The sequence below is a fragment of the Vreelandella neptunia genome (genome assembly GCF_022489065.1).
In the GTDB taxonomy this organism is placed as follows: Bacteria; Pseudomonadota; Gammaproteobacteria; order Pseudomonadales; family Halomonadaceae; genus Vreelandella; species Vreelandella neptunia_A.
In genome coordinates this window covers 1-21,531 of sequence record NZ_JAKVTW010000003.1, presented here as the reverse complement: position 1 = coordinate 21,531, position 21,531 = coordinate 1, and the positions used below count along the sequence as shown (strand labels likewise).

The following is a 21,531-nucleotide window of genomic DNA, read 5'->3' as shown; positions in this document are numbered from 1 at the left end:
CTCTAAGGGGCAGGGCTTATTCGGCACACTCAATACACTTCAGCACTAGCGGATCCCAGGTGAGGCGTTTGGCTCCAATCCATTCGCCGCACTCGATACACTCACCGAAGCTTTCACTCTCAATCCTCTGCAGAGCAGCGGCAATCTGCTTCAGCTTTAGCTGACGGCGCTGCTCGCCTGCTTTGGCCATCGCCTGCCCCTGCATTGCATCCATACGCGACAGCCGCCCTACCGACGTTTGATCCAACATTACAGTATCGCGTGAGTCTTCACTGCTGGCGCTCTCCTCACGGAGCGTGGTGTCAAGGGTCTGCAACTTCTCGCGGATAACGGCAATATCCACCTCAGTGTGATTCATCTGTGCCTCCCATTAGCCTACAATCGTTAACCTACTAATTTGTTTGATCGCGTAAGGGACTATTCGATGGGCTATCGCACCCTGCTGCGCGATCACCGCAGCGTACTCAGTATCGCTTTTCTAGCGATGTTTAGCTCAAGCCTTGGGCAGAGCTACTTTATTGGCCTTTTTCAAGCGCCCCTTTCAGACCACCTTGGCCTTAGCGTCGGCCAATTCGGCACCGCCTATGCCTTTGTGACGTTGATAGCGGGCTTCTGTATGCTGCGCTTTGGGCCCTCCGTTGATTGGATTAATCCCCGGCGCTTTGCGGCGGTCATATTGTCACTGTTGTTAACTGGCGTTGTGCTGCTTACCTTATCGCCCTGGTGGTGGCTGGGGATAGTCGGCCTTGGCATAGTGCGGCTATGCGGCCAGGGCATGTTGACCCATTTGGGTAACACCCTCGCCGCCCGGGAGTTTACCACCATGCGCGGCCGTGCCATTGGGCTGGCGAACCTGGGCATTCCGCTAGGGGAAGCGCTGTTGCCCCCGTTAGTTGCTGCCGCGCTTATCTGGAGCAGTTGGCAAACCTTCTGGTGGCTGCTGTGTGGCGTCATCGCTCTACCTTGGCTTTGGCTGCTGCTAAAAGCCCCCTGGCCCAGCGCACCGGGCGTTAAACCAACCAAGCAAACGCCACACGGCCCTCGCCCCTTCCGTGAAAAACGCTTTTGGCTGCTAATGCCGCTACTGATGGCACTTCCTATCACCATGACGGGGCTGTTTATCTATCAAGCGCAGCTAACCAATTCGCTGGACAGCTCGCTGGCCGTTTATGCCCTGGCGCTGACCGGTATGGGAATCGCCAAACTGCCGGGGGCCTTATTAGGAGGCCGCTGGGTGGATAAACTGGGCCCCGTAAAGCTAGCCCGCCTTTACCTACTCCCCTACGCCTTTGCCATGGTGATGGCACTCACCATTGGCGGGCATATCAGCATTTGGGCATTGATGGTGGGCGGCGGTTTGGCCATGGGCGCGCAAGAGCTTATCGCCTCAGGCCTGCTGATTAAGCTCTGGGGGGCTGAAAATCTAGGCCGTGTACGCTCCGCGCTTAGCGCTGCCATGGTGTTCTCCACCGGCATCGCGCCTGCCGTGCTGGGGTTAGCCCTTGGGGCAGGCGCTCCGTTTCATGCGATTCTATTGGGCATGCTGCTGTTTATCATTGCTGGTTGGCTACTGGCCCAGCGGGTACTGCGGGAAGCCTCCAACATCAGGGCTGAGCCGTAAAAGTGCCTCAATCAGCGCAAAATCAACACCGGCAGCTGGGCTTTTCGCAGCATTGCCGTCGTGGTACTGCCGACCAACAGGTGACGAATACGTGAGTGGCCATAAGCGCCCATCACCAACATATCAATGTCATTCTCTTGTTTATAAGTGCGTAGCGTTTCTTCTACTTCGCCTGCACGAATCGCGCCCTCGGCGGTGTGGCCAGCCTCACGTAAGGTTTCCAGTGCCCAGTTTAACTGTGAACGGTTTTCTGCGGTTTCCGCGCCCACAATCACTACGTGACAGGTAGCCCCCTCGAACAGTGGGCTTTTAGCCAGCATCTCCACGCCTTTACGGGCGGTCTTGCTGCCATCGAATGCCATCATCACATTGTGCGGCTGAGTAAACTGCTTCGGCACCATAAGAATCGGACGATGCATTTCCCGCACCACCCGTTCAAGATTTGAACCTAGATGACCGCTGGCCTGATGAGCGGTTTCACCTCGTTTGCCGACGACCAACAAACGCACCTCTTTTTCATTTTCAACCAGGGTTTCGACTAGCGTGCCATTGCGTTGCAAGCTTTGCGGGTCGGCAATTCCCGCACTGACCGCTCGCTCTTTAGCGGCGTCTAGCAGCAAGCGACCGCGTTCACGGGAGACTTTTGCATGCTCCTCTTCAATGCCTGATAGTTTTTCCAACAAGTGTTCACGAGTCCCCAAGCCAAGATTGCCGGTTAAATCAGGCTCGGCTACCTGGGCATGGTTATCCACTGTGTGGATAAAACTGAGGGGAGCATTGAGTGCTTTGGCGGCCCACGCCGCGTAATCACATACGCCTTCTGAAAACTGAGAACTATCAATAGCTGCTAATACGCGATCAGACATGGTTCACTTCTCCTTGAGCGAGTGCATTAACATTGTTGTTATATTCTCGTCCTTTTCTACACGATCTCATTGACCCGCGACACCCTAAAACGCTCTTGCGTGCGTCGAACGTTATAAAATACACATGCTAAACTTAGCGGCCTATTGAAGTAGTCACCGAAGGGATAAAGCATGGGGCATGGCTTAACAAGCGTACTGTTAGTCGCACTAGGCGGCGCGCTGGGAGGTATGGGCCGGTTTGCGGTTTCAAACTTACTCGCCCGCCACCTCGGTAAGGCCTTTCCATGGGGTACCCTGGCGGTGAATGCCAGCGGCGCTTTTCTAGCCGGCTGGCTACTTGGCACCCAAGGGCTATCCAGCCTCCCCTCGCCGATATGGCTATTCTCAGTCGTTGGTTTACTGGGTGGCTACACCACCGTTTCCTCTTTTAGCTTGCAGACCATCGAGCTATGGCAGAACAGCCAGCAGCTACGCGCTAGCGTCAATATTGGCGCCACGCTGTTGCTTGGCTTAGCGATGGTCACCCTTGGCTGGTTGACATCGGGCGCTTCTCTGTCAGGAGTGACCTTATGAGCGCCTGGAAGGCATACATTGCGGTGGGTATCGGCAGCGGCGTAGGCAGCGTGCTGCGTTACGGCGTTTCGTTATTATCTCAGGCAACTCTAGGGGGTTATTTCCCCTGGGGAACACTTATCGTTAACGTATTGGGTTCCTGTCTCATCGGCTGGTTGGCAGCCACCCTCTCGCGATCCCCTCATAGCCAGCTAGCGCGCTTCCAACCGTTACTGATCGCCGGTTTTTGCGGCGGCTTTACCACTTTTTCGCTGTTTAGCTTAGAGACATTACATCTTCTCCACTTAGGCCAGCCCATTGTTGCGCTGCTGTATATTCTCGTCAGCCTGCCCCTTTGGCTGGGCGCCGCCGTCGTGGGTGAGCGCATGGCGTTTTCTCGTTAGCAAAACCGTCAGTTAAAGGACGAGCCAGTATGCGCGATCAGATGGAAAAGCATCAGTCTTGGCTCTACCTGATTTTCATTGGACTAGGGTTAGCGTTAGGTATCAGAGCACCGGAATTCGCCGAGCCTCTCGAACAGTTATTATGGCCTTTGTTAGGAGCGCTACTTTACGCCACCTTTACGCAAATTCCTTTGCTGCACATTGCCCGTAGCTTCGCTGACACACGCTTTATGGCCGCGCTGATGGTCGGTAACTTTATTGCTATTCCGGCCTTTTTAGCCCTTACCGTTATTTGGCTACCGCTTTCTCCCGCCGTGCTGGCAGGCGTTTTACTGGTTCTGCTGGTTCCCTGCACCGATTGGTTTATTACCTTTACACATTTAGGTAAGGGGGATAGCGCTCGGGCGGTTGCCGCCACCCCGCTACTGCTGCTGGTGCAGATGATCGCATTACCCATTTATTTGTGGCTATTCTTGGGCAGTGAGTGGTTTGGTCTTACGCTCTCTACAGAGCTGCTTAGTGCTTTTGCAGGACTTATTCTCACGCCTTTAGCACTCGCCTGGTTAACCGAGTATGCAGCCCAGCGCCACAAGGCAATTAAACACACCGTGCATTACCTGGGTTTACTGCCAGTGCCCTTGTTGGCCTTAGTGGTGTTTATGATTGCCGCATCCCAGGTCAACACTGTATTCGGTCTTAGCCAAGTTTTGGTTCAGGTGGTGTTTATTTTTATTGGCTTTTTACTCTTTGCGGCTCTATTGGGTAAGGGGCTTGGCAAGCTGTTTAAACTGCCCACCGCCAGCGCGAGAACGCTAGCGTTTAGCTTCGGCACACGAAACTCCTTTGTGATGTTGCCCATCGCTCTGACGCTACCCAGCGCCTGGCAGGCGGCGGTTGTGGTAGTGGTGTTTCAATCTTTGGTAGAGCTATTTGGCATGGTGGCATTCCTACGCTGGGTGCCAAGTAGGTTACTGCCGGAGCCCTAGCTTGTGTTAAACAGCGACTAGCTAACCCGGGAATAACCGCCCAGCACCCCCTGCTTGCTCATTACCAATTGCCAAAGTTGGAGCTCTCTGGCGCGGAAAGCACCGGCGCAACTGAGTAAGTAGTAACGCCACATGCGGTAAAAACGTTCCCCATACTGAGCTTTAAACGATGACCACCGCGCCTCGAAATTTTGATACCAGGCCATCAGGGTGCGGTCGTAATCAGCCCCAAAGTTATGTATATCCTCTACCACGAAAAGCGCTTCTGAGGCTTCGGTGAGTAGCCCTAACGTGGGTAGCTCCCCATTGGGAAAAATATACTTATCAATCCAGGGGTCGGTCACGGTATTACTTAAATTTTTGCCAATGGTATGCAATAAAAACAGCCCGTCATCCTTTAAACACCGGTTTGCGACGGTCATAAACTCGCGATAGTTTTTGTGCCCCACATGTTCAAACATGCCAATACTGACAATGCGGTCAAATCGTTCGTGCTCATTACGGTAATCCTGTAAGCGGAACTCTATCGGTAAGCCTTTTTTGATCAACCGCTGACCGAACTCAGCTTGCTCTCTGGAGATGGTAAGCCCAACGCACTCAACGCCGTAATGTTCGGCAGCGTAGGCCATAAAGCTCCCCCAACCGCAGCCAATGTCGAGGATACGCATACCGGGCTTTAGTTCTAGCTTGCGGCAAATCAGGTCTAGCTTGGCTTCCTGAGCATCATCTAATGTTTGGGCATTTTTCCAATAGCCGCAGGTATAGGTCATACGCTGATCGAGCATGGCAGCGTAAAAATCATTGCCCAGGTCGTAATGTTTTTCGCCGACTTCCCACGCCCGCTTAACGGTTTGGCGGTTCAGTAAGCGAGAACGTAACGAGTAATAAACCAGTTGGGTGGGCTTAATACGCTGACCAAGCTGGGTACGCATCAAGCGATAAAACAGCTCATCGAGCTGCTCAGTGTCCCAATCCCCGTTCATATAGCTTTCGCCAAGCCCAAGATTACCTCGCGAAAGAGCGCTATCAATAACGCCAGGTGCTTTTAGCTGTATGTCCCAAGGGCGCTGGCCATCCAACTGAATATCGGCCTGGGCCAGTAGATCGGCGACAAAACGATGGGATGAAGAGGCTTCGTCGAAGCCAAGAGGTGATTTTTCTAACGTGGGTATGTTCAAAGTAGGCTCCTCGCGCTATTCCGTTGAATAGGTAACAACCTGACTATCAGCATAGAACCGCATTGCAACATTAGCATTGTTAAATGAACAATTTTAACACTGTCACGCGCAAAAAAGCCGACCTACTCACGCAGAGTAGGCCGGCCCTTGGGAGCGCATGCTGCAGCTAGCGCAGTATTAAAACGGGAATACGACTTCCGCGTAACATGGCCGTGGTGGTGCTGCCCACCAGCAGGTGGCGAATACGCGAGTGCCCGTAGGCGCCCATCACCAGCAGGTCAATACTGCGCTCTTTTTCGTAGGCTTGAAGGGCTTCATCCACCTCGCCAGCACGAATAGCGCCTTCGGCCTGGTGACCTGCTTCACGCAATGTGCTTAACGCCCACTCAAGCTCGGAGCGGTGTTCAGCCGTTTCCGCACCCACGATCAGCACATGGCACTCAGTGCCCGCAAAAAGGGGCGAGCGTGCCAGCATTTCAACGCCTTTACGGGCGGTTTTGCTACCGTCAAATGCCATCAGGATCTTTTCAGGTCGCTTGAAGGTTTTCGGCACCATCAGGATCGGTCGGTGCAGTTCACGCACCACCCGTTCAAGGTTAGAGCCAAGATGACCACTGGATTGGTGAGCGGTTTCACCACGCTTGCCCAACACCAACAGCCGCATGTCTTTCTCAAGCTCTAATAAGCTCTCTACCAGGGTGCCATTACGTTGGCGAGTGACGGGGTCGCTGACCCCATCCTCTATTGCCCGCTCTTTGGCCGCTTCCAGCATCAGCTTGCCCTGTTCGCGATTCACCTTAGCGCGCTGCTCATCGAGGTCAGAAAGCTCTTTCATCAACCGTTCGCGGGCACCGAATCGTAGGTTGCCGGAAAGGTTCTGCTCTTCGGGCACTTCTGAATGGTTGTCGACCACATGCACGAAGGTTAACGGTGCATCCATGGCCAAGCTGGCCCAGGCGGCGTAATCGCAGACACCTTCAGAAAACTGGGAGCCGTCAATCGCGGCTAAAACCTGTTCAGTCATATCGCTCTCCTTGCTGGGATTAGTGGCCGCCCATCAATTTTTCAACCGCTTCGGGGTCGTTGTGAACCGCGTATTTATCCACCACCGTCGCGCTGGCTTCGCTTAGGCCCACCATCTCTACCTCAGTACCTTCACGGCGGAATTTAATCACCACACGATCCAGAGCCTGCACGGCGGTAATATCCCAGAAGTGCGCACGGGAGAGATTGATAGTGACTTTATCGATGCTCTCTTTGAAATCGAAGGCGCCAATAAAACGCTCGGAGGAAGCAAAAAACACCTGACCAACGACATCGTATTCCCGCTCTTTCCCCGGCACGACTTCTTTAGAGCCGATATACATAATGTTGCCGACTTTGTTAGCAAAGAACATCGCCGCCAACAGCACGCCTACAAATACGCCGATCGCCAGGTTGTGAGTACCTACAGTCACGATAACGGTAGCTACCATGACAAAATTGGTACTCATGGGATGCTTTTTAAGATCGCGAATCGACTCCCAGCTAAAGGTGCCGATTGCTACCATAATCATTACCGCCACCAGCGCGGCCATTGGAATCTGGGAAACCCAATCGGCCAGAAAGACTACCATCAGCAGCAGTGCGATACCGGCAATTAGAGTTGAAGTACGACGACGACCACCGGATTTAATATTGATCACGGATTGACCAATCATGGCGCAGCCCGCCATACCACCAATAAGACCAGCGCCAATATTGGCAATACCCTGACCTTTACATTCGCGGTTCTTATCACTCTTGGTGTCGGTTAAATCATCAATGATCGTTGCCGTCATCATCGACTCAAGCAGACCCACCACAGTCAGCATTAGAGAATAGGGCAGGATGATCATGAAGGTTTCGAAGTTCAACGGTACATCAGGCCACAAGAACATCGGCAGGCTATCAGGCAGTTCTCCCATATCGCCAACGCTGCGAATATCCATACCGGTCAACATGTACACGGCGGTGAGCACGACAATACATACCAGTGGCGAAGGAATGGCTTTACCAACTACCGGCACGTAGGGGAAGCCGTAAATGATGGCTAAGCCCGCAATGGTCATAGCATAAACGTGCCAGGTGACATCGGTTAACTCTGGCAACTGAGCCATAAAGATCAGTATCGCCAGCGCGTTGACAAAGCCAGTCACCACCGAGCGTGATACAAAGCGCATCAACTCAGCAAGCTTTAGATAACCTGCCACAATCTGCAGCACACCCGTCAACAAAGTGGCGGCCAGCAGGTACTCTAAACCATGCTCTTTTACCAAGGTGATCATCAATAACGCCATGGCGCCGGTTGCCGCGGAAATCATGCCTGAGCGGCCGCCCGTAAAGGAAATGATCACACAGATCGCGAAGGAGGCGTAAAGGCCAACCTTCGGGTCGACACCGGCAATAATTGAGAACGCAATGGCCTCGGGGATTAGTGCCAATGCCACGACAATTCCTGCAAGGGTGTCGCCCTTGAGGTTAGAGAGCCAGGATTGTTTAAACTTTTCGTACATGCGAGGGGTCCACGGTTTTAGGTTAAAAACAGGCCAAAAGCGTTCAGACAGCGCCGCCAACAGAGTGGAACGCTGCCAACGATTAGCACGCTGGGATGGTCAGCTCTCTTATTTTAAATAGTGTTGAGCTAGCGTTGGGTTTTGCTAAATTTGGGTACTAAGAATGTAAGTACCACAAAGCGATGACAGCACAGTGAATGCGCTATCAGCACCTTTGGAAGGGGAACTGGCGGGCTAGGGCGGAGTCATCAGCCCTGAATTTTCATGAGTCAATGCGGTCATTGGCAAAATTCTTTTCAGGAAAGCGTGGTGCGACAAAGCGCCATAGCTTACCAGGAATCCTGCTTCGTTGCACCTAACGTCTAACACCGCTATAGCGGCTCTAGCAGTCAGTAATAAATCGCTACTATAGGCAAAGTGACCTTCACCCCCTTCTGGCGTACCATTGTGTCGCTAAAAGAGACATTAAATCCCAACTTTTCACGTTGAAGCGGCACGCCATTCTTTACTGAACGCGCCTGCCGATTAAAGAGGAGCAGTCAATGAGCCAATCTATTGCAGTCATCAAGGGCGACGGCATCGGCCCCGAGATTATGGATGCCACGCTGCGGGTACTCGACGCGTTAGATTGCGGCTTAACCTACCAGCATATTGACGCTGGTTTAGGCGCACTTGAAAAGCATGGGACGCTGATTCCTCAAGCGTCGCTGGATGCCATTGAGAAATACGGTATCGCGCTTAAAGGTCCGCTAACCACACCGATTGGTAAGGGCTTCTCCTCGATTAACGTACAGCTACGTCGTCACTTCGACCTTTATGCCAACGTGCGTCCTGCAATTAGCTTTCCCGGTACCCGTTCGCGCTACGATGACATCGATATGATCACGGTACGCGAAAACACCGAGGGCGCGTATCTTTCCGACGGCCAAGAGATGATCGACGACGGCGACACCGGCATTTCGGTCATCAAAGTCACCCGCAAGGGCTCCGAGCGTATCGTGCGCTACGCCTTTGAGCTGGCCAAAAACAACGGCCGCAAAAAAGTCACCGCAGTACATAAAGCAAACATCATCAAAACCAGCTCTGGGCTGTTCTTGGACGTGGCGCGGGAAATCGCCAAAGAGTACCCCGAAATCGAATTCCAGGAGATGATCGTTGATAACGCCTGCATGCAGTTAGTGATGAACCCGCATCAGTTTGATGTGGTGGTTACCACCAACTTGTTTGGCGATATTCTTTCTGACCTGTGTGCGGGCTTGGTGGGCGGTTTGGGCCTGGCGCCTGGCGCAAACATCGGTGAGAAGGCGGCAATCTTTGAAGCCGTACACGGCTCCGCACCCGATATCGAAGGCAAAAACATCGCCAACCCCTGCGCCCTGCTACTGGCCGCTGCGCAGATGCTCGACCACCTGGGCATGAACGATAAAGGCGATGCAATCCGCCTGGGTATTCGCACCGTTCTGGAAACCCGCCGCGACATGGTCACCCCCGATATGGGCGGCACCGGCACGACCGACTCCTTTGCCCAGGCGCTGGTCGAGTACGTCCAGAGTTAGTATGTCCAGAGTTAGTACGTTTAGGGCTAACGAGCCGTTTCGTTTTAAACGTCGTTAAAACGGTAACGCAACAGGTATAACGCATTGAGGGTGACCAGCACGGTCGCCCCAGTGTCTGCCATCACCGCGACCCACATCCCAGTAATCCCCAACGCCGTAGAGACCAAAAACAGCGCTTTAAAGCCAAGCGCAAGCGCCACATTGGTTTTTACATTGCGCATGGTCGCCCGGGAAAGCGCGATCATCTCGGCAATACCGCCCACTCGGTTTTTAAGCAACGCCGCATCAGCCGTTTCAAGCGCCACATCCGTGCCGCTGCCCATGGCAATGCCAACTTCTGCCGCTGCGAGTGCCGGCGCATCGTTGATACCATCGCCCACTTTCCCTACCGGGCCAAGCCCTGCTGCCTGCCACTGGCGCACACGCTGAGCTTTATCTTCAGGCATCAGCTCGCCTTCTGCCTCAATACCCAACTGCTTCCCAATGGCTGCCACGGTACGGGCATTGTCTCCGCTGAGCATCACTGCCTGTACGCCCAGGCGCTCTAACGCTTGAAGGCCCTTGCGAGCATCGTCACGGGGTTCATCCCGCAAGGCGATTAGACCGATAGGCCGCTGGCTTTCTAACAGAACTGCGAGGCTTTTGCCCTGGGTTTCCAGCGCAGTAATGCGGGCGTCAATCTTGCTGGTGCGCTGGGTGAGCGTTTGTAAGTAGCGCGGACTTACTAGCATTAATTCACGCCCTTCCACCTGCCCGGCAACGCCCTGTCCCGCTAACGCACGGCCACCGTCGACTTTAGGCAAAATAGCTTCTGGCTGCTGGCCGTTAATATTTTGAAAATAGTCACTAATCGCCACGGCAAGGGGGTGGCTTGAACCCTGCTCCAGGGCGGCGGCAAGGCGGACTATTTCACCGTCACCGACGCCATCAAAGCTCTCTACATCTGTCACCGCTGGCTTGCCCTCGGTCAGCGTGCCGGTTTTATCTAGTGCAACTCGTTTGAGCTTGCCTAACTGCTCTAATACCGCGCCGCCCTTCATCAACAGGCCATTGCGAGCCCCCACCGATAACCCCGCCGCAATCGCAGCGGGCGTCGAGATCACCAGCGCACAGGGGCAGGCAATTAGCAGCAGCGCCAGGGCGCGGTAGATGGATTCTGACCACAGCATCGACGACACCAGCGGCGGTATGATAGCGACCAGCAGTGCCACCCCGACGACCGCGGGCATATAGTAAAACGCAAAACGGTCAATAAAGCGGGCCACCGGTGCTTTTGCTGCCTGGGCTTCCTCCACCAGCTTGATCACTCGAGCGATGGTGTTGTTTTCAGCACTTTTGGTTACCTCTACCTCAAGTACACCATCCAAGTTGACGGTACCTGCAAACACTGGCTCACCTTCGCTACGCTCCCGAGGCACTGATTCGCCATTGACCGGCGACTCATCGATTGAAGAGTGGCCAGCCACAATTTTCCCATCGCAGGGTAACCGATCGCCGGGGCGTACCTGCACACGCTGGCCGGGCTGGAGCGAGGCCGCAGCAATCTCGCGCACTTCGCCCTGTTCCAGCAGGCGCGCGGTAGAAGGTGTCAGCTTTGAAAGCGCTGAGATACTGCGCCGGGCCTGAGCTGCGGCAACGCCCTCCAGCAGCTCACCCACGGCAAATAGAAACACCACCACCGCCGCTTCGGCGGCTGCATTGATTGCCAACGCCCCCAAGGCAGCGATGCTCATTAGCATTTCGATGGTGAAGGGATTGCCCAGTTTGAGCGCTTGCCAGGCATGCTGAATAATCGGTACTAGACCCACCAGCGTCGCCGCAATAAAGGGCCAATTGCCCAAGCTAGGCCAAGCAAATTTAAGTGCCCAGGCAAGCGCCAGCAACGCCCCACTCACCAGCACTAAACGCCCTTTAGGTGTTTTCCACCAAGGGGTGTGTTTTGTCGATTCAGCCGTGTCCGCCGATTCATCAATTACCTGATAACCCAAGGCTGTGATGGTCGACTCAATTTCGGAACGGGGTAGCGTTTTCCCCGGCGTGGCAGTCAATCGAACCGAGCCGGTGACAGAACTCGCCGACACCTGTTCAACATGGTGTAAACGCGTTAGCGCTGCTTCGACCTTACGTTCGCAGCCGCCGCAGTCCATGCCCTGCACGCGCAGGGTGGTAGGTGCAGTGTTGGCTTGTGTGGTGTTAGCGGGTGTGATGTCACTCATCGCTCTTCGCTCCAAGTTCGTCTATCTTAAGAGCAGCGTAATACCTGTAGTCACTAGAGGTTCAAGCAATGAAAGAACATCTCTCAGAGCAGCACGCCCAGGAGCGGCATATTGGCATTGGTGAGTTGGCACGTGAGTCCGGCTGCAAGCCCGAAACGGTACGCTACTATGAACAGATCGGACTACTGCCGTCAGCCCCACGCAACGAAGGCAATCAGCGGCGCTATACCACAACCGCCATCCGCCGCTTGACGTTTATTCGCCATGCGCGGGATTTTGGCTTTTCTGTTGAGGCGGTACGGGAGCTCTTACAAATGGCGGATTGCCCCACTCTGCCCTGTGAAGAGGTAGATACGCTAGCCAAGCGCCACCTGGCCGAGGTGGAGGCACGGCTTGCAAGACTCACCGCCGTGCGTGATGAGCTCAAACGCATGATCAATCATTGTGCGGGAGGCAGCGTTGGTCAGTGCCATATCATTGATGTGCTAAGCGACCACCGCCTGTGCCATCAGGCGGGGCCTCACGGTGGTGCGGATATAATAGGTTAGCGCTGGTTTAACCCAGCCACACATCTAAAAACAGCATAATCACCAGCCCCATCGCCAAGCCAAACGTGGCTTTCTTTTGGTGCCCACAGCGGTGGGTTTCAGGAATGATTTCGTGACTGATCACATACAGCATGGCACCTGCGGCAAAGGCCAGGCCCCAGGGCAGCAGTATTTGGGAAACGCTAACAATACTGGCACCAAACAGCCCACCGATGGGCTCGATTAGGCCGGTTAGCGCAGCAATCGACCAGGAGCGCCACTTCGAGTAACCCTCGCCCATCAAAGCCACCGCGACGGCCAGCCCTTCCGGCATATTCTGCAGGCCAATGCCGATAGCCAGCGGCATGCCGCCCTCTAGCCCATTGGCCCCAAAACCGACGCCGACCGCCATACCTTCCGGCAGGTTGTGAATAGTAATAGCAAAGACAAACAGCCAGACACGGCGCAGAGAGGCGGCCTCCGGCCCTTCGCGTCCTTGCGCAAAATGCTCATGGGGTAGATGTTCGTTAAGTAGCGCAATGGCGCCCATTCCCAGCAGAATAGCGATACACACAATTGCGGCAGGCACGGGGCCGCCGGAATAATAGATTTCCGCAGCATCCAGCGCTGGAATAATCAGCGAGAAGAAGGAGGCTGCCAGCATTACCCCAGCGGCGAAACCCAACGCTAAATCGCGAAAGCCACGACTAGGCGTTTTTCCTAGCAGCACCGGTAGCGCGCCGACAGCCGTCAGCAACCCGGCGGTTAAGCTGCCCAAAAACCCTAATAACAACGTATTTTCCATGGACAGCATAAACTCGGTTAATCAACAGAAAGGCATAGAATAGAACGACGTATTGTTGTCTATCGTGATATCTACACGTACTTTAACGCACTAACGCTCAATGAATAAAATAATGATCGCCTTCATCAGCACGGCTGCCCTGAAGGCATTGACGCAAAGGATCAATGTGACACTCACCGCCACCTTAGCCGCCGCTCACTTTACCCAACTACGACCACGACTCGTAGCATTTGCGCGGCTACAACTGCGTGATGCTACCGCCGCTGAAGATGCTGTACAGGAAACGTTACTTACGGCATTTGAGAAAAGCGCAACCTTTGAAGGACGTTCCGAGTTCGAAACATGGGTGTTTGGCATTTTAAAATACAAAATTCTCGATCAACTGCGCCAACAGCGCCGTCAAGGGACTTGGCAACCGCTAGACCAGAATTTGGATGACGATACTCTTGATCGATTATTCCAATCTGATGGCCACTGGCAGAACGCTGCTCGTCCAAGCCACTGGGGCGAGCCGGAGCAGGTATTGGAAAACCAGCGTTTTTGGCAGGTATTTGATGCCTGCATGATCGCTTTACCCGACAGCATTGCTCGCGTTTTCACATTACGTGAATTGATGGGCCTTTCCACCGCAGATATTTGTAAGGAAACCGGCATTACTGAAACCAACTGCTGGGTCATCTTACACCGTGCGCGTTTACGGTTAAGAGAGTGCCTGGATCATGGTTGGTTAAATTAGCTTGGAGAAGCTTGTTATGCTGATGTGCCGCGAAGCCACGGGGTTAATGTCTTTAAAGCTGGAAAAAGCGTTATCCCTACGTGAAAAAATAGCCCTAAAGGTTCATCTTTCAATATGTCCAGCTTGTCGCCACTGCGTCCGCCAGTTTGACCTGTTACATAAAATAGGCAACCGCCATCCAGCCTCACTCCGTATGCCTGAACGCGAACAGGACGATTAACGCTGTACCAATACCAATAATCGCGTCCCTCTTCCGCTCTACTCACTAACAATCTTTACATTCTGTAAATAACTTTTTGTACTATGTTGGTACAAAAAAGTGATTTTACGCTGCATGTCTATTATGATTCAAAAAACTATACAAACCCTGTACGAAAGAGACTTTTCCTAAATGCTAAGCCTTCAACGCCCCTCACCTCACTATAGCGCCCTAATGCAACACACTGCCTGTATTGTGTTTACACCCAATGGCGTTATCAAAGAGGCGAGCCCGCTATTTTTGAAAGCCGTCGGCTATTCGCTTAAGCAAATTGTGGGGCAGCATCACCGTATGTTCTGCTTTATGGAAGAGAGCAGCCAACCTGAATACACGTCTTTTTGGCAGAATCTGGCCGCCGGAGAGAGTCAGCAAGGGCGTTTTAGACGCTTGAATTCTACAGGTGATGAAATTTGGCTTGAGGCAACTTACCTGCCGATTAAAAATCGTCGCGGCAACGTTGTACAAGTTTTAAAAGTGGCTAGCGACGTCACCCAAAAACATCAGAATGCGGCTAGGGAACGAGCAATTCTCCAGGCCTTAGACAGCTCGATGGCAGTGATTGAGTTCACCCCAGATGGGCATGTACTGGATGCAAACAGTAACTTTGAGCAAACAATGGGCTACTCGATTGATCAAATACGTGACGTCCATCACCGTAAATTCTGTTCGCCCGTTTTTTATCAGCAACATCCGGACTTTTGGGAGCGTTTAAGCCGCGGTGAGTTTATGCAGGGTAAGTTCGAGCGCATTGATGCCCGGGGCAACACCATTTGGTTAGAAGCGACGTACAACCCTATCCACGATGGGCAGGGTCAAATCATCAAAGTAGTTAAATTTGCTACCGATATTACACGCTCAGTTCAAGCGTCTGAAGCCGCCCAGGTAACCGTTCACACGGCACAAACTTCATCGACTCAGACTGAAAAAATAGCGCAAAGCGGTTTAACACACCTCAAGCAAATACTTGAAGACTCAGCGCAAGCTACGCAAACTCTTAACGAAGCACAGCAGTTGATCGCCGCTCTTAATCAGCAAGCCGACCAAATCAATAAAATTACCGCGACCATCGCGCAAATCGCCAATCAAACCAATCTACTCTCGCTTAATGCCGCAGTGGAAGCCGCCCGCGCAGGCGAACAGGGCCGTGGATTTGCGGTGGTGGCCAACGAAGTGCGCCGTTTGGCCAAAGGCTCCAGTGAAGCGGTGGAGAATATTACCCGGGTGCTAAAAGAGAACAGTGCTTTGGTTGAGCGAACGACTCAGGCCATGCAGCAGGTAGTGGAGCAGGGTCAATCCAGCCAAGCCAGCGTCGGGGAAATTGAGATTATCGTCAATGAGATACTCACCGGGGCGCGCAGTGTTTCAACGTCTATTGAACAGCTTGCGCTAGAGTCCGCTTAATGCCCCATGCAAAAGCCAGCGCATAGGCGCTGGCTTTTCGCTCTTTACACCAAGTTATCAACGCAGCGGCGTCTTACGCAAGTAAGGCAGAACCGTTTCGTACTCGCCATACTTCTGCTTGGCATCTTCATTTGAGACGCTCGGCGGAATGATAACGTCTTGGCCTACTGTCCAATCGGCCGGTGTAGCAACACCGTGTTTCGACGTGGTCTGCAGTGCATCCAGAGCGCGTAGGATTTCCGCAAAGTTGCGCCCGACGGTCATTGGATACGTCATCGAAAGCTTCAACTGCTTATCCGGGCCGATAATGAATACCGAGCGCACCGTTGCGCTGTCTGCGGGCGTACGGCCATCAGGCAGGTAGGCATCTTCTGGCAGCATGTCATAGAGTTTTGACACCGTTAAGCCGTCATCGGCGATAATTGGAAAATCAACCTCGCTGCCGCTGACGGTTTGGATGTCATTACCCCAGCGCTTGTGGTCTTCAACGCCATCCACCGACACACCGATCACTTTGGTACCGCGCTTCTTCCACTCAGCGCTGAGCTTAGCGACGGCACCAAATTCCGTGGTGCAAACCGGCGTAAAGTCTTTAGGGTGCGAAAACAGGATCGCCCAGCTGTCGCCAATCCACTCATGAAAACGAATCGGCCCTTGGCTTGTTTCCGCTTCAAAATCAGGCACGACTGCATTGATACGTAATGACATGCTTTCCTCCTTAATGGGCGTTAAACACCCTAATACCTTATTTGACTGTCAACGCCTTCACTATAGATCATTTAGCGCTAAGACAGCGAATCATTAGACAACGTTCACTCTCGATAATTAGAGCCCCTACCGCGATCGTAAAAGCCTAATGGTGGCTGGATTTAAAACGCAAAACGGCGCCCTTAGGCGCCGCTTCACATCGATAGCTGTAAAAGGATTACTCAGCTTTTTTAGCGTTTTTATCATCCCGCTTAACGCGCTTGATCCACTGCTGTTTCGCGTAATGCCGCAAATTGGCTACATTGTCAGTCTCATCGACAATATCCTGACCCAGAATGGTTTCGATAATGTCTTCAAGCGTAATCAAGCCCACAAAGGTGCCATGCTCATCATAGACCACCCGCATGTGAAGGTGATCTTTGAGCATGGAGGTAAATACATGCTCTACGTTATTCGAAACATCCACGCTACCAATTGGATGCATCAGTTCACGCATCGTTTTGGCATCGTCTGCATGATACATATCGGCTTTATGCACATAGCCAAACGCCTGCTCGCCGTTATCCATCACGGGAAAGCGTGTGAACGGCGCTTTACCGTACCGCTCATCAAAGACCGATACGGTCATATCAGGCAGTACCGTTTCGCACACGGTACGCGGTGTCATTGCTTTGCTTACTAGAATGTCGTGCAAGTTAAGCATGTTGATAATCGTGCGTGACTCATCGGCATCCAGCACTTTCTCTTCCAGACCTACGCGAGCCAATACTTTGATTTCATCGCGCAGATCGACATCGTGCTCTGACTTACCCAATCGACGTGTAATCTGCTCTGACATCCAGATAAAAGGCAGTAGACCCAAAATCATCGGTTTCAATAAGCGGGGCAGAAACGGGGACAAACCGCGCCAGTAAGTTGCGCCGATGGTCTTCGGAATAATTTCCGAGAGTATCAGAATCAGCATCGTCATCACCGCCGACACAATAGCGATGGACGATTCACCAAACACAATTGCCGCCTGAGCACCCACCGCGGTTGCCCCTACGGTGTGGGCAATCGTATTGAGCGTCAAAATAGCCGCAAGTGGCCGGTCAATATTGGTTTTAAGTTTCGTCAGCGAGGCGTGTAGCTTTGGCTTCTCTTCTTTTAGCTTCGCAATATAGCTGGGCGTAATGGAGAGCAGGGCTGCTTCGAGGATAGAACATAGAAAGGATAAAGCGATCGAAAGCGTGGCAATCGAGATCAGGAGGAACATGAGGGCCTAAGGTAGGGAATTATTTTGTGTTTATAGGGGCGATGGAGTCGGATGTCAACAATTATAAATGGCGTGCGCTTAACCAACGTAGATCAGCTCACCCTTGAAGCCAGCACTAGCGGTTACACCACTCTTTTTTTGTACGCTACAGCGCGCTATCCGCCATCCTCAAGTCAGCTTTCCATTCTCGATAAAACTCCTGCAATCGTAACTGATAGGCCCGATACTCACCGTCACATTGCGGGGCCCTGCGCTGGTCATGATGATGTTTACTGCTATCGCCATTCTAAGTAGCGCTAGCGCGGTGATGGGGTTGGCACCGCAAATACACATACCAAACTCGTGAATAAAATTCCGTCCTATGTTCACTCTATTGAGGCGCTCGCCGACGATCCCATATCTAGCTAGTAACAACTTTATCCAGGGGAAACTGTTTAAGGCTCCACATTAGTATTACTCTTGTAGCTTACAACCACTTATAAAACTCATTAAAAAGCTTTCAGGAGACATGGCTTGGAGAAACTTGAGAGAGTTATGTACGTTGAAGACGATCCCGACATCCGCGATATTGCCTCCATGGCACTTGAGCTTGTAGGTGGTTTAACCCTCAAAGCATGCGAATCTGGGCAACAAGCATTAAATGAAGTCGAAGCGTTTGCCCCTCAGATGTTTTTGCTAGATGTAATGATGCCTGGCATGGATGGCCCCACCACCCTCCTAGAACTTAGACGTCAAGGGTATATCACTGCATCAACCGCCGTGGCGTTTATGACCGCAAAAGTCCACCCAGAAGAGGTGGTGCGCTATAAGGAAATCGGTGCTACAGACGTCATAGCAAAGCCTTTTGATCCGATGACCCTGGCAGACGACGTTCGCGCAATCTGGAAGGCCTTCAATGGATGATTCACGTAATACACATGCGTTAAGCGCTCGGCTTGAGAAACTGTCCGAGGCCTACTTAACGCGCCTTACCTTGGAGTTTGAGCGGCTTGTCGAGATTGCTGGACAACTTGCAAACGAACCCAGGTGCCTAGAAGCACTTCAGCAATTAAATTCAGCGTTGCACTCATTAGCGGGGTCGGCAGGCACCTTCGGTTTTGTACAGCTGGGCCGCCAGGCGCGAGAACAAGAACAGCAAGTGGCAAAAGTACTGGAGCAGCCTAGCAATGACAAACAGCCGCTGCCGGTTAGCGAATGGATAGCTCAATTGCAAAGCGCACTCGAAACGGATAAAAGCCAGAAAGCGGCAATGGGCATCGAAACAAGCCGCGTCGAAAACATTAACGGCGCACCGTGCATCTGGTTAATCGAGCGCGACGCCATGTTAGCTGAGTATATGGTGCAGCAACTCCACAGCTTCGGCTTTCAAGTAAGACATTTCAGTGATGCAAAAGAACTCGACCAAGATAAAACAACAACGCCTGATGTGTTATTGATCGACCATCGTGCAACTCAACAAGAATCTCTCAAAATAAACCCAGTGGCCTTTTGGCAGGAACGCTTAAAAGACCTTACCTGCCCCATATTGTTTACGGGCACTGAAGAGAGTTTCACTGCCCGTCTTCACGCATTGCGTAGTGGCGGCAGCAATTATTTTGTTAAACCTCTTGATATGATCAAGCTCGCTTCCTACGTGGCCCAATTAATTAAAACCAAAGATACCGTGCCAGAGCGAGTGATGGTTATTGAAAACGATGTCGAACTGGCACATCACCTTCAAGGCGTACTGGAAGCAGCCAATATGCAGGTAATGGTGCTTGACCACCCCGGCATGCTGTTTGAGGCAATCAATGATTTTAACCCTGAACTGATTTTAATGGATCTCTGGCTACAAGATGTCACAGGTCCAGAATTAGCCGCCCTCCTCGGGCAGATGGAGCGTTGGTCTCAATTGCCAGTTATTTATCTTTCGGGTGAATCCAATGCTGAGCTGCGAGGGCAAGCATTACTCAAAGGGGGCGATGCATTTTTAGAAAAACCTATCGATAGCAACCTACTGATCAATCTGTGCCGATCCCGCGTTAAGCGACTACGCAACCTGGAACATACCAAAAACCGAGATGGTTTAACCGGACTTCTGAAGCACGCCAGCATTAAAGAAGCGCTGCAAGACCAGTGGCAGTTGACACAACGGAAAGCTCAGACGTTCTGCGTCGTCATGCTCGATATAGACCATTTCAAAAAAGTTAATGACACACATGGACATGCCGTTGGCGACCTAGTAATTGCTGCGGTAGGCACCCTACTTCGCCAACGTTTTCGCAGTACCGATAAACTCGGTCGCTATGGTGGAGAAGAGTTTGCGCTAGTGATGATTGATTGCACTTCAGACAATGCGTTACGCATGGTCAATAGCCTCCGTGAAGACTTTGCCGCTATCCAGTTTACGGGAGGGGGCAAACAATTTGCCTGCACTCTGTCTGCGGGCGTGGTAGATAACCAACATTTTCCCGATGACACGGCCGAAGCGCTACTTAACCGAGCAGATCGAGCGCTATACCAAGCTAAAAACAGTGGTCGAAACCGCGTTTGTTTAGCTGCAAATTAGTATTGAGAGCGATATGACGGCCGAGGTTTAAAATGAAGGCTCCACCAATACCAGAAAATGAACATGAGCGTCAGCGTGCGCTGGATGAAACACATTTAATAGATGACGGGCCAGAGGCACGTTTTGATCGTTTTACCCGCTTAGCTCGTCAAATTTTCTCAGTGCCTATTTCATTGATCTCATTAATTGATGGAGATTCACAGCGGTTTAAATCGCATCAAGGACTTGAGGCGACAGAAACACCACGCAACATTTCATTTTGTGGTCATGCCATCCTGACCAGCTCGCCATTGATTGTCGAAGACACCCTTAAAGACCCCCGCTTTGCAGACAACCCTTTTGTCACTAATACACCGAATATACGCTTTTACGCGGGGGTACCGTTGCATACGGTTAACGGCTACCGCATTGGCACGCTATGCCTAATTGATACACAACCCAAGCGCTTTGCACCCCAACAAGTGGCTATGCTTAGCGATTTGGCGGCTACTCTGGAACAGCTAATACACGCCGATGAGATAAAGCGACAATCATGCTCAAATCTAGAAGTTGAACTAACGGCCAGCCGAGATGCGATGGCATCGTTGATCAACAACATGCCCGGCGTAACCTACCGCTGCCTACCCGATGAGCACTGGACAATGCTGTACATCAGCGGGCAGGTGGATCGAGTAAGTGGCTATCCAGCTGAAGAGCTGATTGGTAACAAAGGCATTTGCTACGCAGACCTAATTCATCCAGACGATGCTCCAGCGCTGGAAAATGCGGTAACAGCAGCAATGGCTAACAATACAGAATGGCACCTTGAATATCGTATTCAACACCGTGATGGCAACTGGCGCTGGGTGGAAGAGCGGGGCAAATGCGTTAAAGATGATGCGCGGCATCCTGCTATTTTGGAAGGCTTTATTGTCGACATAACCCGTGAAAAGAATACCGTCAGTCAATTAAACAAGCACCACGACGCACTGTTATTACTCAACGACATTGCTTTTTCCTCACAGGATACATTGGACGGAAAAATCAACCACGCCCTTGAGATATCCCGGCAATACCTAAAAATGGATCTGGCGATTCTCAGTCAGATTGAGAGCACCGTGTATACGGTTCGCTGGATGGATGCCGACGCAGGCATCGCTTTAACTGCTGGTCAGACATTTATGTTAGGTCAGACGTGGTGCCAACTTATTTTTTCTGGAAAGGATAAAGAGCAACGTGAGCTATTCCTCGCTAATGCTGAAAGAAGCAAATTCCGCAATCACCCCTGCTATCAATCGCACCCGTTAGGTACCTATGCCGGCATCGTCATTGAGGTAGAAGGTCAGAGCTTTGGCACCCTAAACTTTTCTAGCGGTCTGGCAAGAACAGAAAGTTTCGAT

The 21,531-nt window shown here is 52.2% G+C and carries 21 protein-coding genes; 12 read left to right on the top strand and 9 right to left on the bottom strand.

From position 1 onward, the window contains the following. Positions 1-16: 16 nt before the first annotated feature. Positions 17-358, bottom strand: a complete 342-nt coding sequence (locus tag MLE19_RS06325) for a TraR/DksA family transcriptional regulator (protein WP_240717224.1) — start codon at positions 356-358, stop codon at positions 17-19. 66 nt (positions 359-424) lie between these two features. Here MLE19_RS06325 and MLE19_RS06320 point away from each other — a divergent pair, with 66 nt between their 5' ends. Then, complete coding sequence (locus MLE19_RS06320; protein ID WP_240717223.1) at positions 425-1,621, top strand: MFS transporter; 1,197 nt, start codon at positions 425-427, stop codon at positions 1,619-1,621. 11 nt (positions 1,622-1,632) lie between these two features. On the opposite strand, the gene MLE19_RS06315 is transcribed toward MLE19_RS06320, so the two are convergent. Continuing rightward, positions 1,633-2,487, bottom strand: coding sequence for a universal stress protein (locus MLE19_RS06315; protein WP_240717222.1), 855 nt, complete (start codon positions 2,485-2,487; stop codon positions 1,633-1,635). Between the two features lie 171 nt (positions 2,488-2,658). Between MLE19_RS06315 and crcB (MLE19_RS06310) the strand changes: the two genes are divergently transcribed. From crcB (MLE19_RS06310) to MLE19_RS06300, 3 genes are read left to right on the top strand one after another with little or no spacing between them, the layout of a single operon-like run. Then, positions 2,659-3,060: a fluoride efflux transporter CrcB gene (gene crcB, locus MLE19_RS06310; RefSeq protein ID WP_240717221.1), complete on the top strand. Its 402-nt coding sequence runs from the start codon at positions 2,659-2,661 to the stop codon at positions 3,058-3,060. Next, positions 3,057-3,443: a fluoride efflux transporter CrcB gene (gene crcB, locus MLE19_RS06305; protein WP_240717220.1), complete on the top strand. Its 387-nt coding sequence runs from the start codon at positions 3,057-3,059 to the stop codon at positions 3,441-3,443. Before crcB (MLE19_RS06310) ends, crcB (MLE19_RS06305) begins: the two co-directional genes overlap by 4 nt. A 29-nt stretch (positions 3,444-3,472) precedes the next feature. After that, positions 3,473-4,429: an arsenic resistance protein gene (locus tag MLE19_RS06300; RefSeq protein ID WP_240717219.1), complete on the top strand. Its 957-nt coding sequence runs from the start codon at positions 3,473-3,475 to the stop codon at positions 4,427-4,429. A 17-nt stretch (positions 4,430-4,446) separates the two neighbouring features. On the opposite strand, the gene cfa is transcribed toward MLE19_RS06300, so the two are convergent. From cfa to MLE19_RS06285, 3 genes are all read right to left on the bottom strand, one after another. Beyond that, complete coding sequence (cfa, locus tag MLE19_RS06295; RefSeq protein WP_240717218.1) at positions 4,447-5,607, bottom strand: cyclopropane fatty acyl phospholipid synthase; 1,161 nt, start codon at positions 5,605-5,607, stop codon at positions 4,447-4,449. A gap of 166 nt (positions 5,608-5,773) precedes the next feature. Further along, positions 5,774-6,631: a universal stress protein gene (locus MLE19_RS06290; RefSeq protein WP_240717217.1), complete on the bottom strand. Its 858-nt coding sequence runs from the start codon at positions 6,629-6,631 to the stop codon at positions 5,774-5,776. A gap of 19 nt (positions 6,632-6,650) precedes the next feature. Then, positions 6,651-8,141 carry a SulP family inorganic anion transporter gene (locus MLE19_RS06285; RefSeq protein WP_240717216.1) on the bottom strand — a complete coding sequence of 497 codons (1,491 nt, stop codon included), beginning with the start codon at positions 8,139-8,141 and terminating at the stop codon, positions 6,651-6,653. A 542-nt stretch (positions 8,142-8,683) separates the two neighbouring features. Here MLE19_RS06285 and MLE19_RS06280 point away from each other — a divergent pair. Next, positions 8,684-9,697 (top strand): isocitrate dehydrogenase, encoded by a 1,014-nt coding sequence (locus MLE19_RS06280; RefSeq protein ID WP_240717215.1) that lies wholly within the window; start codon positions 8,684-8,686, stop codon positions 9,695-9,697. 44 nt (positions 9,698-9,741) lie between these two features. Here MLE19_RS06280 and MLE19_RS06275 read toward each other — a convergent pair whose 3' ends face one another. Continuing rightward, positions 9,742-11,913, bottom strand: coding sequence for a heavy metal translocating P-type ATPase (locus MLE19_RS06275; RefSeq protein ID WP_240717214.1), 2,172 nt, complete (start codon positions 11,911-11,913; stop codon positions 9,742-9,744). Between the two features lie 68 nt (positions 11,914-11,981). Between MLE19_RS06275 and MLE19_RS06270 the strand changes: the two genes are divergently transcribed. Next, positions 11,982-12,461 (top strand): MerR family transcriptional regulator, encoded by a 480-nt coding sequence (locus MLE19_RS06270; RefSeq protein ID WP_240717213.1) that lies wholly within the window; start codon positions 11,982-11,984, stop codon positions 12,459-12,461. A 7-nt stretch (positions 12,462-12,468) separates the two neighbouring features. Here the strand turns inward: MLE19_RS06270 and MLE19_RS06265 are convergent, their stop codons facing one another. Then, positions 12,469-13,245, bottom strand: coding sequence for a ZIP family metal transporter (locus tag MLE19_RS06265; RefSeq protein WP_240717212.1), 777 nt, complete (start codon positions 13,243-13,245; stop codon positions 12,469-12,471). Positions 13,246-13,357: 112 nt separating this feature from the next. On the opposite strand from MLE19_RS06265, the gene MLE19_RS06260 reads away from it, so the two are divergent. From MLE19_RS06260 to MLE19_RS06255, 3 genes are all read left to right on the top strand, one after another. After that, positions 13,358-13,981: a sigma-70 family RNA polymerase sigma factor gene (locus MLE19_RS06260; protein ID WP_240717211.1), complete on the top strand. Its 624-nt coding sequence runs from the start codon at positions 13,358-13,360 to the stop codon at positions 13,979-13,981. 16 nt (positions 13,982-13,997) lie between these two features. Next, positions 13,998-14,201, top strand: a complete 204-nt coding sequence (locus tag MLE19_RS23020; RefSeq protein WP_306420901.1) for a zf-HC2 domain-containing protein — start codon at positions 13,998-14,000, stop codon at positions 14,199-14,201. Positions 14,202-14,372: 171 nt separating this feature from the next. Beyond that, on the top strand, positions 14,373-15,641 hold the full coding sequence (locus tag MLE19_RS06255; RefSeq protein ID WP_240717210.1) for a methyl-accepting chemotaxis protein: 1,269 nt from the start codon (positions 14,373-14,375) through the stop codon (positions 15,639-15,641). 57 nt (positions 15,642-15,698) lie between these two features. Here MLE19_RS06255 and MLE19_RS06250 read toward each other — a convergent pair whose 3' ends face one another. After that, a complete protein-coding gene (locus MLE19_RS06250; RefSeq protein WP_240717209.1) occupies positions 15,699-16,349 on the bottom strand; it encodes a peroxiredoxin in 651 nt (216 codons plus the stop codon). 217 nt (positions 16,350-16,566) lie between these two features. Then, positions 16,567-17,604, bottom strand: a complete 1,038-nt coding sequence (locus MLE19_RS06245; RefSeq protein WP_240717208.1) for a CNNM domain-containing protein — start codon at positions 17,602-17,604, stop codon at positions 16,567-16,569. A gap of 513 nt (positions 17,605-18,117) precedes the next feature. Between MLE19_RS06245 and MLE19_RS06240 the strand changes: the two genes are divergently transcribed. The 3 genes from MLE19_RS06240 to MLE19_RS06230 form a co-directional block, all read left to right on the top strand. After that, on the top strand, positions 18,118-18,507 hold the full coding sequence (locus MLE19_RS06240) for a response regulator (RefSeq protein WP_240717207.1): 390 nt from the start codon (positions 18,118-18,120) through the stop codon (positions 18,505-18,507). Then, the gene (locus tag MLE19_RS06235) at positions 18,500-20,152 is read left to right on the top strand and encodes a diguanylate cyclase (RefSeq protein WP_240717206.1); all 1,653 of its coding nucleotides are present in this window, start codon (positions 18,500-18,502) and stop codon (positions 20,150-20,152) included. The genes MLE19_RS06240 and MLE19_RS06235 overlap by 8 nt, the downstream gene beginning before the upstream one ends. A 32-nt stretch (positions 20,153-20,184) precedes the next feature. Continuing rightward, positions 20,185-21,531: GAF domain-containing protein (locus tag MLE19_RS06230; RefSeq protein WP_240717205.1), on the top strand; the 1,347-nt coding region annotated here is incomplete at its 3' end.